Origin of the sequence: Streptococcus minor DSM 17118 (assembly GCF_000377005.1) — a bacterium.
GTDB classification, from domain to species: Bacteria; Bacillota; Bacilli; order Lactobacillales; family Streptococcaceae; genus Streptococcus; species Streptococcus minor.
The window spans coordinates 53,150-66,242 of sequence record NZ_AQYB01000026.1 but is presented as its reverse complement, the minus strand read 5'-3'; the positions used below and the strand labels follow the sequence as shown (position 1 = coordinate 66,242).

At 41.4% G+C, this 13,093-nt stretch carries 23 protein-coding genes; 16 read left to right on the top strand and 7 right to left on the bottom strand.

Annotated features, from left to right (window positions below):
• Window positions 1-75: 75 nt before the first annotated feature.
• Together F602_RS0102495 and F602_RS10690 are read left to right on the top strand one after the other, a co-directional pair.
• On the top strand, window positions 76-351 hold the full coding sequence (locus F602_RS0102495) for a phage holin (protein ID WP_018166386.1): 276 nt from the start codon (window positions 76-78) through the stop codon (window positions 349-351).
• Between the two features lie 14 nt (window positions 352-365).
• Entirely contained in the window at window positions 366-1,094 is a 729-nt protein-coding gene (locus F602_RS10690; RefSeq protein WP_018166385.1) for a CHAP domain-containing protein, read from the top strand.
• Between the two features lie 3 nt (window positions 1,095-1,097).
• On the opposite strand, the gene F602_RS10870 is transcribed toward F602_RS10690, so the two are convergent.
• From F602_RS10870 to F602_RS0102465, 5 genes are all read right to left on the bottom strand, one after another.
• Window positions 1,098-1,265: a hypothetical protein gene (locus F602_RS10870; RefSeq protein WP_018166384.1), complete on the bottom strand. Its 168-nt coding sequence runs from the start codon at window positions 1,263-1,265 to the stop codon at window positions 1,098-1,100.
• An 18-nt stretch (window positions 1,266-1,283) separates the two neighbouring features.
• Window positions 1,284-1,550: a hypothetical protein gene (locus tag F602_RS0102480; RefSeq protein ID WP_018166383.1), complete on the bottom strand. Its 267-nt coding sequence runs from the start codon at window positions 1,548-1,550 to the stop codon at window positions 1,284-1,286.
• 19 nt (window positions 1,551-1,569) lie between these two features.
• On the bottom strand, window positions 1,570-1,995 hold the full coding sequence (locus tag F602_RS0102475; RefSeq protein WP_018166382.1) for a hypothetical protein: 426 nt from the start codon (window positions 1,993-1,995) through the stop codon (window positions 1,570-1,572).
• Window positions 1,996-2,213: 218 nt separating this feature from the next.
• Window positions 2,214-2,426 carry a hypothetical protein gene (locus tag F602_RS0102470; RefSeq protein ID WP_018166381.1) on the bottom strand — a complete coding sequence of 71 codons (213 nt, stop codon included), beginning with the start codon at window positions 2,424-2,426 and terminating at the stop codon, window positions 2,214-2,216.
• Between the two features lie 146 nt (window positions 2,427-2,572).
• Window positions 2,573-2,767, bottom strand: a complete 195-nt coding sequence (locus tag F602_RS0102465) for a hypothetical protein (protein ID WP_018166380.1) — start codon at window positions 2,765-2,767, stop codon at window positions 2,573-2,575.
• 518 nt (window positions 2,768-3,285) lie between these two features.
• Between F602_RS0102465 and F602_RS0102460 the strand changes: the two genes are divergently transcribed.
• From F602_RS0102460 to F602_RS0102425, 8 genes are read left to right on the top strand one after another with little or no spacing between them, the layout of a single operon-like run.
• Window positions 3,286-3,477 (top strand): competence regulator inhibitor paratox, encoded by a 192-nt coding sequence (locus F602_RS0102460; RefSeq protein ID WP_018166379.1) that lies wholly within the window; start codon window positions 3,286-3,288, stop codon window positions 3,475-3,477.
• A complete protein-coding gene (comGC, locus tag F602_RS0102455; protein ID WP_018166378.1) occupies window positions 3,455-3,769 on the top strand; it encodes a competence type IV pilus major pilin ComGC in 315 nt (104 codons plus the stop codon). The genes F602_RS0102460 and comGC overlap by 23 nt, the downstream gene beginning before the upstream one ends.
• A complete protein-coding gene (comGD, locus tag F602_RS0102450) occupies window positions 3,729-4,157 on the top strand; it encodes a competence type IV pilus minor pilin ComGD (RefSeq protein WP_026183273.1) in 429 nt (142 codons plus the stop codon). Before comGC ends, comGD begins: the two co-directional genes overlap by 41 nt.
• Entirely contained in the window at window positions 4,129-4,422 is a 294-nt protein-coding gene (gene comGE / locus F602_RS0102445; RefSeq protein ID WP_026183272.1) for a competence type IV pilus minor pilin ComGE, read from the top strand. Before comGD ends, comGE begins: the two co-directional genes overlap by 29 nt.
• Window positions 4,406-4,846 (top strand): competence type IV pilus minor pilin ComGF, encoded by a 441-nt coding sequence (gene comGF, locus F602_RS0102440; RefSeq protein WP_018166375.1) that lies wholly within the window; start codon window positions 4,406-4,408, stop codon window positions 4,844-4,846. The genes comGE and comGF overlap by 17 nt, the downstream gene beginning before the upstream one ends.
• The gene (gene comGG / locus F602_RS0102435; protein WP_018166374.1) at window positions 4,824-5,243 is read left to right on the top strand and encodes a competence type IV pilus minor pilin ComGG; all 420 of its coding nucleotides are present in this window, start codon (window positions 4,824-4,826) and stop codon (window positions 5,241-5,243) included. The genes comGF and comGG overlap by 23 nt, the downstream gene beginning before the upstream one ends.
• 22 nt (window positions 5,244-5,265) lie before the next feature.
• Window positions 5,266-6,216 (top strand): class I SAM-dependent methyltransferase, encoded by a 951-nt coding sequence (locus F602_RS0102430; RefSeq protein ID WP_018166373.1) that lies wholly within the window; start codon window positions 5,266-5,268, stop codon window positions 6,214-6,216.
• A gap of 55 nt (window positions 6,217-6,271) precedes the next feature.
• Complete coding sequence (locus tag F602_RS0102425; protein WP_018166372.1) at window positions 6,272-7,465, top strand: acetate kinase; 1,194 nt, start codon at window positions 6,272-6,274, stop codon at window positions 7,463-7,465.
• Window positions 7,466-7,502: 37 nt separating this feature from the next.
• On the opposite strand, the gene pepA is transcribed toward F602_RS0102425, so the two are convergent.
• A complete protein-coding gene (gene pepA / locus F602_RS0102420) occupies window positions 7,503-8,570 on the bottom strand; it encodes a glutamyl aminopeptidase (protein WP_018166371.1) in 1,068 nt (355 codons plus the stop codon).
• A 133-nt stretch (window positions 8,571-8,703) separates the two neighbouring features.
• Here pepA and F602_RS0102415 point away from each other — a divergent pair, with 133 nt between their 5' ends.
• The 4 genes from F602_RS0102415 to F602_RS0102400 are packed head-to-tail and all read left to right on the top strand — an operon-like array spanning window position 8,704 to window position 11,413.
• The gene (locus tag F602_RS0102415) at window positions 8,704-8,988 is read left to right on the top strand and encodes a DUF4651 domain-containing protein (RefSeq protein ID WP_018166370.1); all 285 of its coding nucleotides are present in this window, start codon (window positions 8,704-8,706) and stop codon (window positions 8,986-8,988) included.
• On the top strand, window positions 8,985-9,302 hold the full coding sequence (locus F602_RS0102410; RefSeq protein ID WP_018166369.1) for a thioredoxin family protein: 318 nt from the start codon (window positions 8,985-8,987) through the stop codon (window positions 9,300-9,302). The genes F602_RS0102415 and F602_RS0102410 overlap by 4 nt, the downstream gene beginning before the upstream one ends.
• Window positions 9,303-9,310: 8 nt before the next feature.
• Window positions 9,311-9,934 (top strand): YtpR family tRNA-binding protein, encoded by a 624-nt coding sequence (ytpR, locus tag F602_RS0102405; protein ID WP_018166368.1) that lies wholly within the window; start codon window positions 9,311-9,313, stop codon window positions 9,932-9,934.
• 51 nt (window positions 9,935-9,985) lie between these two features.
• Window positions 9,986-11,413: an aminoacyl-histidine dipeptidase gene (locus tag F602_RS0102400; protein ID WP_018166367.1), complete on the top strand. Its 1,428-nt coding sequence runs from the start codon at window positions 9,986-9,988 to the stop codon at window positions 11,411-11,413.
• Window positions 11,414-11,452: 39 nt separating this feature from the next.
• Here the strand turns inward: F602_RS0102400 and F602_RS0102395 are convergent, their stop codons facing one another.
• Window positions 11,453-12,169: a class I SAM-dependent methyltransferase gene (locus tag F602_RS0102395; RefSeq protein WP_018166366.1), complete on the bottom strand. Its 717-nt coding sequence runs from the start codon at window positions 12,167-12,169 to the stop codon at window positions 11,453-11,455.
• A gap of 101 nt (window positions 12,170-12,270) precedes the next feature.
• On the opposite strand from F602_RS0102395, the gene F602_RS0102390 reads away from it, so the two are divergent.
• Both F602_RS0102390 and F602_RS0102385 read left to right on the top strand, forming a co-directional pair.
• On the top strand, window positions 12,271-12,663 hold the full coding sequence (locus F602_RS0102390; protein ID WP_026183271.1) for a single-stranded DNA-binding protein: 393 nt from the start codon (window positions 12,271-12,273) through the stop codon (window positions 12,661-12,663).
• A gap of 201 nt (window positions 12,664-12,864) precedes the next feature.
• The gene (locus tag F602_RS0102385) at window positions 12,865-13,080 is read left to right on the top strand and encodes an HAD hydrolase family protein (protein WP_018166364.1); all 216 of its coding nucleotides are present in this window, start codon (window positions 12,865-12,867) and stop codon (window positions 13,078-13,080) included.
• Window positions 13,081-13,093 lie beyond the last annotated feature (13 nt).

Here is a 13,093-nt window from a genome sequence, read left to right as displayed (position 1 = left end):
TACAAAATTAGGTGGGAATGGAGAGATTAAGGCTCTATACAAAGTATTTGAAAAACTAGAAACGAGGACAAATCAATGAAACTCAATTGGAAAGTGCGTTTTAACGCTAAAAACAAGGCATTTCTGGCACGTTTTGCTGTAGCAGTGTTATTGCCTATCTTGGGCTATTACGGCCTTAAAACAAGCGATTTGACAACGTGGCAGGCTGTTTTAGATGTCATTGTCAAAGCTCTATCAAATCCTTACGTTTTAGGGATGATGGTTGTCAATGCAATCAACATCTTGCCAGACCCAACAACATCAGGCTTATCTGACAGTGAGCAAGCACTCACTTATACCAAACCAAAATAAAAAGGAGTGATAGTATGGCAACAGCACTAGCTGTCGTTGACTATTCCAAAAGCCTTGTCGGTCAAAAGGTTAAGGTTAAGACTAACCCTTATGGTGGGCAGTGTGTGGCATTGATTGACCACATTGTCCAGCATTTTACAGAGGGAGAGATGAACCTTGCCTATACTAATGCTAAGGATTGCTTGGCTAAGGCCGAAAACGAGGGTATGGAAGTCATTTACAATAACCCAAACGATCCAGATTTGATTCCGCAAGAAGGGGATTTTGTGGTTTTGCATTTTGGACCAAGTGACCCGTTTGGGCATATCTTGGTCTGCGTGTCTGCAGACCGCAATGGCATGGTCACTGTAGAGCAAAACATCGATGGGTACAGCGACCACAATCAGAACGGTATCAATGACCAATTGGAAATCGACGGTGGAGGATATACTCGCAACTATTCGCGCAACTATGAGGGTGTCATCGGCTGGTTTAGACTGCCGTATGATAGCCTAAATCAAAAAAAAGAAGAAGAGGAAAATGACATGATTACAATTTCAGCACCAGGCAGAGGGATTGCCCTCATGATGGGAGGTAAGTTCCTTCCGATTTTGCACAAGGACACACCGTTGACATTCTGGAATCAGGGTGTCAAACATTACAGCCTTGACACTGCGACCTTTGACGCATGGCAAGGCAAGGCAGAGAAGTCAACCCTTGATGATACGACAGTTAACAAATTGATTGCAGGTTTAAAAAAATAAGACTCAAGCCCTAGCAAACGCTAGGGCTTTTTTGTTTGGAACTTTGATATATTTATAAACGAAGTGACTTCCTAGTGTTTCGCTGTATGTACTACCATCTTCAAATGTCGTAGTGAATGGGATTTGTGACACCGCAAAGATTGCTAAAATGATGATAATTATTTTTTTCATGTTGCTCCTCTTTCTTTTTTAATTGTATTTCGTCAAATCTTCGTAAAATTGATTTTCTAAGTTTCTGATTCTTTGCGATAGTTCCATTGAATCAGGCTCAAACAATTCAATGTCGCAGTTCCTAAAGTGAAGGATGTTTGGTATTTCTTCGCTTCCTTTGCAGCGTTTTTCTATAGCTCTGGCCGTATCTTCTTTGGATAAGATGACATATGTTTCACTGTTGTGATCTATATATATTCCTGACATGATTTTCAATTCTGCTTTGATTTCTCTACTTGTTTTCATGATGTGCCTTCTTTCTATGTTAGTGCTGGCTTCTGTAAGGGTCGTTCATTTCGTCTTCTGCTTGTTTATACATTCCTTCCGCAAATCGGTCTGCAATACGACATGATGCGCTGGAATAGCTGTTCAAATTTACCAGATATTCTGAACCGTCTTTCATGTAGCATTGAGTTTTTTTATTTTTTAAAATAGTTCCTTTGTCGTATCCGTTTAATTTTTCGATTGTTATAGTTTTGGCTGTTACTTTGATGACTTTGTAAAAATCGTAATTAGTTTGGTCGTATCCCCAAACAGCACACATTATATCACCAACTAGGGCGCCGTGTTGATTGATACTTGTTTCAATGCTAATTTTTGTTTTAGTAGGTTTCAAGCTTTCTTGGCGCTTAGCGTTAAATGCTTTAATACGTTCGTTCATTGCGATTAATTCGGGTGTTAAGTTTGTCATGATTGTACCTTCTTTCTTTTTTGAGGTACTAAAAAAGTACCTGTTGCAATCAGCAGGTACTCTATGATATACTATATATATCATTAGCTTTCTGCTGATGTGTTCCAGCTCTTAACGTGTTAGGTCGCCAAACTTCAGCACGTTAGGGGCTTTTTGTTTTTTCTTGACTATAGTTTAGCATAGTTTCAAAACTATGTCAACTAAAAACACAAGCTTTTTTAAAATTTTTTCTTTTCTTTCGTTATCAAACTTTCCAGCTCTTCAAGGTCTGCTAGTGTAGCTCTTTTTCTAATAAAGCTTCTAGCGGTACTTCGGGCTTGTAGATAGAGACGTTTCTGCCTATTCTCTTCGCTTGCGTGGTAGTAACGTTTATCAGCAGCAGCCTGAGCCTCTTTGCTTGCGTATCCTTTACGTTTCTTTTTTTCTTCCATGTCTTACCTGCTTTCTCATCATCATCAGATTGATAATGATTAAAATGATATTAAATATGATTAAGTAAACCATTTCCTTTTCTCCTCTCTTATGATATAATAAGAGCAGAGGGAAAGCCGTTTGACTTTCCGTGCTCTTATAAGGACTAACGTTTATCTTCTGCTTGGTAGGCTTTAAGATAAGCGTTTTTTTGTGCGATTAACTCACTCTTAGCTCTCAGTAGATTAGCTTCAGCATTCATCTTGTTCGCTTGTGCGTTTAAGATGCTAGCGTAAGCTGTTGCTACCGTACCAATAGCGGTTAATATACCGACAAGGGCGACTGTATCCAGCGGATTCACCTCCCTTCATGGCTAGCTATCTGCTAACCTTGACTATAGTCTATCATAGTATCAAAACTATGTCAAGCATTTTGCTAAAATTTTTTTAAAATTTTTTTCAAACACTAAACAAACTCAATACTATCAAGCGTTTAGCCCCTATCTAAAATGATTAGATAGGCTTATTTTTTTGCACAAAAACAGAAACAAATATAAACAAGCAACGAACCGCTGCGCAACTATAGTAGGTAAAACCAATTTTAAACAGTGTAAACTAAGTTGTAAACCATACAGAACGCTAGCAAACAAAGCAAGCAGGGAGTGCTTAAATATTCGTAAATACCCCCATCTTTTTTGAACGGGGGTAGGTTTGTTCGTGGTTTAACAACGCCGCCCTTTTCCGTGCACAATTTTCCCTTTTTGAAATTTTTGAGGTGTCAATCAAGATGTCATTTTTGCCGTTTTAACAGAAATTTTGAAGAATGTCTGTTTTATCGGACTTTTTTGCGAATAGAGTAAGTAGGAGGATATAAAATAAAATGATTGATCTAAACGAATTAAAAACAGCAGTGGATAATGGACAAGTAGACCGTGAGCAGGTCAGGGTTGTCTTACGTGATGGGCAGATTGTGGATTTTCTGACTGTGGACGATGAGCCGAGGGTTAACGAGGAAGTAAGGACTATGCCAATTTTGGAGGTTTTAGAACATGTTTTCAGCGAAAACAAATGAACTAAATTTGGTATCCTTTATTGAAATGTTATTTACCTTAGTAATTATTTCCATTCTCTTGTTGCTCTTTGTGCCAAACTTGAGCAAACAAAAGGATGCCGTCAAGGATACAGGTGGGGCTGCAGTAGTCAAGGTGGTTGAGAGCCAGGCGGAACTTTTTGAACTCAACTATGCTGGAGGTGTCAGCCTGTCTAAGTTAGTCGAAGCGGGGTCTATTACAGCAGAACAATCCCAAACTTACAAGGAATATTATGCAAAACATACGGAAAAGACCCCAGCAGTTGCGCCTTAAGGCTTTTAGTCTCATCGAAAGTCTCGTTGTTCTGGTCTTGATTAGTTTTCTGACTCTATCTCTATCAGGCTCAGTCCAGCAAGTATTCCGCAAGAGTCAGGAGACAATCTTTTTTCTGACTTTTGAGCAGGTTTATATAGATAGTCAAAAGCTGGCTCTTTCTGCACGTCAGGAAATTCTATTGGAAATAGGAGAAGAGCACATCTCTAATGGCTACCAAGACTTGGAACTACCTGAATCCATCCAATTGGTCCAGCCCCTAACCTTACATTTTCAAGAGTCGGGGGGCAATTCTTCCCTAGCTAAGGTTCAATTTCAGACCAAAGATGGATTGGTCACTTATCAACTATATCTAGGGAGTGGTCGTTATAAAAAAACAAAAACTTAAAGCGTATATCTTGTTAGAGAGTCTATCAACTCTGGCTGTTTTTGTCATGATTACTAGTCTACTATTGACAGCTATTCATCAAGGCAGGAACCGACAAATCGAGGATTATGAGCAACAGGAAGTCCTCAATTTAGCTAAGATGGCTGTGCAGACTGGTCAATCTCAACTATCTCTTAATGGAGTAGAAGTACACGTAGTTGAAAATGAGCAGGAAATCAAAATCTATCATAAAAATAAGGAAATCTTGCATGTTGAAAAAAACTAAACAGCTAGCGGCTTTCACTCTTTTGGAGTGTCTTGTTGCTTTATTAGTACTATCGGGTGGTCTTCTAGTTTTTGATGGACTCAGTCGACTGATGAGACAGGAGGTTCATTACCAAACTCAAAGCAGACAAAAAGACTGGTTGGTTTTTTCTGAACAACTGCGCACAGAGCTAGAAACAACCCGTCTCGTCAAGGTGGAGAACAATCGCCTTTATGTGGATAAAAAGGGGCAAGCCTTGGCTTTTGGTCAGTCCAAATCGGATGACTTCCGCAAGACTAACAATAAGGGGCAAGGTTATCAACCTATGGTTTATGGGGTTAGTACGAGCAACATTAGCCAGACAGAACAACTGGTCCGTATTGATGTAGTATTTGAAGATGGGTTAGAAAGGACCTTTCTCTATGATTTTTCGGAAAAACGTTAGGGCTGGTACCTTGCTTTACGCACTCTTGATGATGGGAATCTTTGCTCTCTTATTGCAATTTTACATCGAAAGCCAACTAGCTGCTGGTTATGCTTGGCAGGCCAAGAAGCTGGAAGGTCAAGCCTATTTCATGGCCCAGATAGTCAGAAATGATTACCTGAAGACTAGGGAAGATGGGCAAGAAAATAGCCCAAGCGCTAAAAATAAGGAGGGCGAAAAACAAGATGACCAGATAAAAAAGACTGAGTTCAATGCACAAACAACAACATCAGGCCAAGTTGCGTTCACTGCTGGTCAAGCTGATTATGAAATAAAGGATCAGCATCTCCTGGTTCATATTCAGCTAACATCAGGCCAAACCTATATTTACCAATTCTCAATCCCTAGTCAAAACTAGGGATTTTTGTTATGATAGAAACATGAATTTTGAAAAGATTGAAAAGGCTTTTGCCCTCTTATTAGAAAATGTTCAAACAATCCAGAATCAACTTGGAACTAATTTTTATGATGCTTTGATTGAGCAGAATGCAGCTTATATGACAGGTTCAGAAGAACAGCTGATTCGTCAAAATAATGATCGTTTAAAGGCGCTTGGGCTGTCTTCTGAGGAATGGCGGCGGACTTTTCAGTATCTCTTTATCAAGGCCAGTCAGACCGAGCCTCTACAGCCCAATCACCAGTTTACACCAGATAGTATAGGCTTTCTGGTGACCTTTTTGCTGGATGAGTTGTTAGCAGACCAGCAAGCAACAGTCCTAGAAATTGGTTCTGGGACGGGAAATCTGGCCCAAACGATTTTAAATCATAGTCAAAAAAAATTGGACTACCTGGGCGTTGAGGTGGATGACTTATTGATTGATCTGTCTGCCAGCATGGCTGAAATAATGGAGACAAATATTAGTTTTGCTCAAGGGGATGCCGTTCGACCACAGATTCTCAAGGAAAGTCAAGCTATTATCAGCGATTTGCCAATTGGTTATTATCCAAATGATGCAATTGCCCAGCGCTATCAGGTAGCTAGTCCTGAAGGTCATACCTACGCACACCATTTGCTCATGGAGCAATCCCTCAAGTATCTGAGCCAGAATGGTTATGCTATCTTTTTAGCGCCCAATGATCTGTTGACTAGTGAGCAAAGTCCACTCTTGAAGGCTTGGCTAAAAGATCAAGCTAGCGTAGTGGCTACCATTGCCTTACCGGCAAATCTTTTTGGCAACCCAAATCAGGCCAAGTCTATTTTTGTCCTACAAAAAAAGTCCAATTTACCAGTCCAAACCTTTGTCTATCTCCTCACAGATTTACAAAATAGTGAAGAACTACAGGTTTTTGTAGATAACTTTAAAAATTGGAAAGCTGAACATGCAATTTAGCTAGAAATCTGTTATACTAATTTAGAAAACGCTTTATATTTAGAAGGGAACAACTATGTCAAAAACAATTGCAATCAATGCAGGCAGCTCTAGTTTGAAATGGCAACTGTATAAGATGCCAGAAGAGGAAGTATTAGCTTCAGGAATCATCGAACGTATCGGTCTTAAAGACTCCATTTCAACTGTTAAGTATGATGGAAAGAAAGAAAGTGAAACACTGGATATTCCAAACCATACAGTTGCAGTTAAGATTTTGTTGGAAGATTTGCTCAAACACCATATTATCGAACAGTATGAAGAAATTACAGGTATTGGTCACCGTGTTGTGGCTGGAGGAGAGATCTTCAAGGAATCTGCGATTATCGGTCAAAAAGAAATTCAACAAATTGAAGACCTAAGTGCACTTGCTCCACTTCATAATCCAGCTCATGTGGCAGCTATTCGCGCCTTTGAAGAAGTTTTGCCAGATGTCTTGAATGTGGCGGTCTTTGATACAGCTTTCCATACTACTATGCCTGAACATGCCTACCTGTATCCAATCCCACAGAAATATTATACTGAAAATAAGGTTCGTAAGTATGGTGCTCATGGAACCAGTCACTTCTATGTATCTCATGAAGCAGCTAAAGTTTTGGGTCGTCCGATTGAAGAATTGAAGCTGATTACGGCTCATATTGGAAATGGGGTATCCATTACAGCTAACTATCACGGCCAATCAGTAGATACCTCTATGGGCTTCACACCGTTAGCGGGTCCTATGATGGGAACCCGTTCAGGTGATATCGATCCAGCCATCATTCCTTATCTGATTGAACATGTCGATGAACTCAAGGATGCAGCAGATGTAGTCAACATGCTCAATAAGCAATCTGGTTTGCTTGGTGTTTCTGGCTACTCCAGTGATATGCGTGACATTGAAGCAGGATTGGAAGAGAAAAATCCAAACGCTGTCTTGGCTTATAACATCTTTATTGACCGAATCAAGAAATTTATCGGGCAATACATGGCGGTCCTCAACGGAGTGGATGCGATTGTCTTTACAGCAGGCATGGGAGAAAATGCACCTCTGATGCGTAACGATGTTATTAGTGGTTTGTCTTGGTTTGGTATTGAAATCGATCCGGCTAAGAATGTCTTTGGCAATTTTGGTGATATTTCGACACCAGAATCCAAAGTGCGTGTCCTCGTTATCCCAACCGATGAAGAATTGGTCATTACTCGTGAAGTGGAACGTCTGAAAAAAGCTTAATCATCAAAAAAAGAACCTTTATGGTTCTTTTTTTGATTTAATAGTGTTTAATAAGTTCTACAGTTGATTTATCCATCTTTTTGACGATAGCTTGTAAGAAGGCTTGGGCCTCTACAAAATCATCCATACTATAGAGAGTTTGGTGAGAATGGATATAGCGAGCACAGACACCGATGGTGGTTGATGGAATACCTTTATTTTTTAGATGGGCAGCCCCCGCATCTGTCCCACCCTTTCCACAATAGTATTGGTACTTGATACCAGCTTCTTCAGCTGTGGTTAGGAGGAAGTCTCGCATATTTGGTAACATGATATGACCAGGATCGTAGAAACGAATCAGGGTCCCGTCTCCAATGGAACCTTGCTCACCAAAGATATCTCCTGCAGGAGAACAATCCACCGCTAAAAAGATGTCAGGATCGAATTTGGTTGTGGAGACCATAGCACCCCGCAAACCAACTTCTTCTTGGACATTGGCTCCTGCAATCAAGTGGTTTGGTAGATTTTGGTCAACCAGATTTTCTAACAATTCAGCTACCATCAGGATACCATAGCGGTTATCCCAGGCCTTGGAAATGATGTTTTTTTCGTTGGCGGTGAGAATTGTTTCATTTTTGGGTACTAGGAGGTTGCCAGGACGGACCCCGAAATCCCAAGCTTCTTCCTTGGAAGTGAAGCCAGCATCAAAAATGATGTCCTCAATGGCTGGGAGGCTAGGATTTCCATTGTTTCCGCGACTCAGGTGAGGTGGCATAGACCCTGAAATGGCAGGAATTTGTCGGCCATCATCTAGGATTAGTTGAAAGGCTTGACTGGACACGACTAAGGGATTCCAACCACCCAGAGGTACGACACGGAAGGTCCCGTCGGCCTTGATGTCGCTTATCATAAATCCCACTTCGTCCATGTGAGCAGCCACCATGAGGCGGGGAGCATCCGCTATTAAGCTATTTTTGATACCAAAAATGCCGCCCAGACCATCTGTTTCTATCCGGTCTACATGGGGAGTGAGACGGTTGCGTAAGTAGTTACGCACAGGGCCTTCAAAGCCAGGCAAGCCCTGAAGCTCTGTTACTTCCTTGATTTTAGCAAATAAATCTGTCATTTTATCCTCGATTCTATCAACGATTTTTCCTATCTAATTGTATCACTTTCTAGGATAAAAGGCATCTCTTTTCTAGATATTAGTGACAGAGATGAGATAGCAAGCTTTATAGATTTATGGTACAATATGGAGTATGAATAAAAAACAAAAAGCCTTGCTAGCGGGTTTGTTGGGGGCCGGTGTGCTCGCGGCTAGCGCTAAGTTTTATCGGGATGTTCAGATAGAGCGTCAAAAGGCAGCGGCCTTAAAACAGGTGCGGGCTTATTTTGCAGAGTTTGGCTCTATCGCTACAGTTTTTGTAGACGAGCACCAATCGGATAAGAACTGTCTAATCGGCGGTGTGGTGATGGAAGCAGGACCTGTCTACCTTTTTGTCAATCAGGCAGGCCAGATTAGCTATGAGGAGGAAGAGCGATGAAGGCACCAAAAACCTATGAGGAATTGGCTGCTCTTGTCGAAGCTCCTGGCAAAACTGTCCTCTTTTTTACCGCAGATTGGTGTCCAGATTGCCAATTTATCTACCCAGTCATGCCAAACATAGAGGCAGAGCATCCAGATTTTACCTTTGTTCGTGTGGACCGTGATGATTTTATGGATTTAGCACAGAAGTGGAACATTTTTGGGATTCCCAGCTTTGTAGTCCTTAAAGATGCTCAGGAAATCGGTCGCTTTGTGGATAAAAATAGGAAAACCAAGGCAGAAATTACGAACTTTTTACAAAACTTGAAATAGGAGAAGAAATGATTTTTTCATATAATAAGGAGCATGTGGGAGATGTCCTCATGGTTATTTTGCAAGATAAAAAGGATATCAAACGCAGTGTGGAGCGCAAAGGGAAAGTGGCTCGGGTTTTCGCAGATGAGACAGGTCAAACATTGGCCTGGAACATTTTTGAAGCCTCAACTTTGTTCTCCTTAGATGGTCGCGGTCAAATCTTCCTATCAGATGATGAGTTGGCTATTCTCAATGCGGAACTGGCTAAAGAAGGCTTTGACCACCAGTTGGAAAAAACAGCTGGTCCAGTCTTTGTGGTCGGTCAGATTGTTGAGATGGTGCCTCATCCAGACAGTGATCATCTTAACATTTGTCAAGTCAATGTGGGTGAGAAAAGAGTTCAAATCGTAGCAGGTGCACCAAATGCAGCGGTCGGTCTCAAAACAATCGTGGCTCTGCCCGGTGCGATGATGCCTAGCGGTAGCTTGATTTTTCCGGGGAAACTTCGTGGCGAGGACAGTTACGGTATGATGTGTTCTCCTCGTGAATTGGGCTTGCCAAATGCTCCGCAAAAACGTGGTATTATCGAACTGGATGATGCGGCAGTTGTAGGACAGGCTTTTGATCCAACTGTCCACTGGCAAGGATAAAAGAAAAATTTAAGAGCTTAGGAATTCCTAAGCTTTTTCTGGGAGGAAAAGATGACTTTGCAAATTGAACCACGAGTTGTTTTTGACTGGTTTTACCAGATTAATCAGATTCCAAGGGAATCAGGAAATGAGAAGGCTGTCTCCGATTTTTTAGTCCATTTTGCTAAGGAGAGACAACTAGACGTTGAACAGGATGAGTTATGGAATGTCATCATCCGTAAACCTGCTTCGTCAGGTTATGAGGAGGCGGAAACAGTCATCATTCAGGGGCATATGGACATGGTCTGTGTCAAGACAGAGGATTCTCAGCATGATTTTAGTCAAGACCCCATAGAGATGCAGGTAGATGGCAATATTTTGAGGGCTAATGGTACCACGCTAGGAGCTGATAATGGGATTGCGGTAGCTATGCAACTGGCACTCTTGGATGGAGACTATCCACATCCAGCACTTGAGATACTCATCACCACCAACGAAGAAACGACTATGGCAGGAGCGGGAGCTATCCAGTCTAGACAATTGAAAGGTACACAATTGCTCAATATTGACGGGGAAGAGGAAGGTGTTTTCTTTTCCAGTTGTGCAGGTGGCACGACCATTTCCAGCAGCTTTGCCCTTGAAAAGGAAGTAGCACTTGGTACTGGTCTTTGTATCCGCATCGATGGGCTGAAAGGTGGACATTCTGGTATGGAAATTCATCAAGGACGAGCCAATGCCAATATCTTACTTTTTAGAATATTGTCTGCAATTCAGAAGAAAACAGACCTTAGGATTGCCAGTCTTACAGGGGGAACTCGTGATAATGTCATTCCTAGTCAGGCTCTAGCTGGAATATGGGTTGAAGATGAGGAGTTAGCTCGCCATGCGGTAGAAGAGATAATTCAGGTTTTAAAAAAAGAATTTCATACAGCAGAACCTAGTCTATCTGTGTCCATCAGTCCTATCTCGCTTGATGTTGTGTATACCAAGGATTTGACTGAACGTCTGATTACCTTTTTTACCCTGTTGCCAAATGGGGTTCAAGTGATGTCACAGGATATTTCTGGACTAGTGCAGACTTCGCTCAATAATGCTATTTTGTTCGAGAAAGGTGACCATCTTGTCCTGCAAACCTCCCTTCGCTCCTCTATGGATAGTCAGTTGGAAGAGTTAGCAAATCAGTTGAAAGTATTAGCAGAACTCTGTGGGGGAACCTCTAGTCGCAAACATGACTATCCAGGATGGAATTTTGAACCCATCAGTCCTCTACGAGATCGATGTCTAGCTGTCTACAAAGATGTTTACGATAAGCCAGCGACGTATACTGCTGTACACGCTGGTCTGGAATGTGGTTTTCTCAAGCAATCCTTGCCAGATTGCGATATGATTAGTTATGGACCAAATATCTACGATGTCCACTCCACCAAAGAATATCTGGAAATTGACTCCGTTGCCCGCGTCTGGGAATTTACCAAGTCTCTGCTGGCTAGTATGAGATAGAGAAAATCCCCTTATCAGCAACAAGGGAATTCGTTGTCCTTACAGTGGCTTCCTCAGCCAAACATGTTGTAAAAAGCTTAGATTCTTATAGGGTTGGAGGTCAGCTACCGCCAGTTCCATCTGGGTCATCTTTTCAATCCAGCCTTTTTCAGTTTTATAGTGATTGGGCTGGAGGCTATAAAAGCTACGGATGGCTAGGTAATTGTCTATGGTCATATGGCTCATCTTTTCTAGGTCTTCCAGACTGTACATTTTTCCTTGCGCAAAAGAAAGGCTCTCGAAGTCCTCTCCTTCTAGCAAGTCAAGGGCAGTCTCGATATCATTGTTTAAAACCACACTTTGGAGGATTTTTCCGACCTGATTGTGTTTAATGATGGAGAGACGACCGCTAGATTTGAGGAGACGCTCAAAGACTTGTAAGTAGGCAGGACGCTGGCTAGGTTCGATATACTCTAAGACATTATGGCAACAGATGACATCAAAGGTCTGACTAGGCATTTCTTCCAATACTTCAAGTGAGCCAATGATCTTGGTAAAGGTCTGATGGTCATCAGCCAGTAGCATTTCTGGCACAGGTTCAACAGCAGTGACCCTATTTTTCTGGCTCAAAAATTGACTAACTAAGCCAAAGCCAGCCCCAAAGTCTAAGATATCTAAGTTTTCTAGATGTGCCAACTGGGAAAAGGTAATCTCATATTGGATTTTGCCCCAGGGCTGGGACAGCATTTCCTTGTAATGGTCTAAATGATTTGCCATTTTTTATTTTCTCCTAAAAAATCATATTTTCTTTCCTTATTGTAGCAAATTTTTCTTCTTTTGCTTACTTTTTGCGAATAGAGTTAGTAGGAGGATACTTAATGAATAAAACCTTATTGATTGGTCGTTTGACAGCGACACCTGAACTGACTCAGACACCTAATGGAAAAAGTGTGACTCATGTAACAGTCGCAGTTAATCGTCGTTTTAAAAATGAAAATGGAGAACGTGAGGCTGATTTTCTCAATGTTGTAGTTTGGGGCAAGTTGGCAGAAACTCTGGTTTCCTATGCAGGTAAGGGGAGTCTCATTTCCATCGAGGGAGAGCTTCGCACCCGCAAGTACGAAAAAGATGGTAGCAATCGCTATGTAACAGAAGTTCTCTGCCAAACATTCCAGCTCTTAGAGAGCCGTGCACAGCGCGCTATGCGGGAAAACAATGCAGGTGATGACCTTTCCGACATCATTCTTGAAGGTGAAGAATTACCATTTTAATCATCTGTTTGGTCTTCTTTCTTTTCTGTAAAATCTCTGTCCTTGACAGAGGTTTTTTGTTGTTGGAGTGGAGTTGACAAATGTCAACATTTTTGTGCCAGTCTAGAAAAGGCTGTTTCAAAATGCTATACTAAAAGTGAGTAATCTCGTACAGACTAGACTGGGGAACTAGTAGGAAGCAGGTAGAAAAAGGAGCAACAGATGATTCAATTAATCTTTAGCGATATTGATGGAACCTTACTCAACAGCGCGTTTCTGGTAACAGAGAGAACGAAAAAAGCCATAAAAAAAGCAGTGCAAAATGGCAAAGTCTTTGTGCCTATTTCTGCTCGGATGCCAGAGGCTATTGAGCCAATCATTGCCAGTATCAGCGTGTCTTTCTCTTATTTTTCCTTGGAGTCACCTTTATTACTTTAGGAGTTCTTGGTAT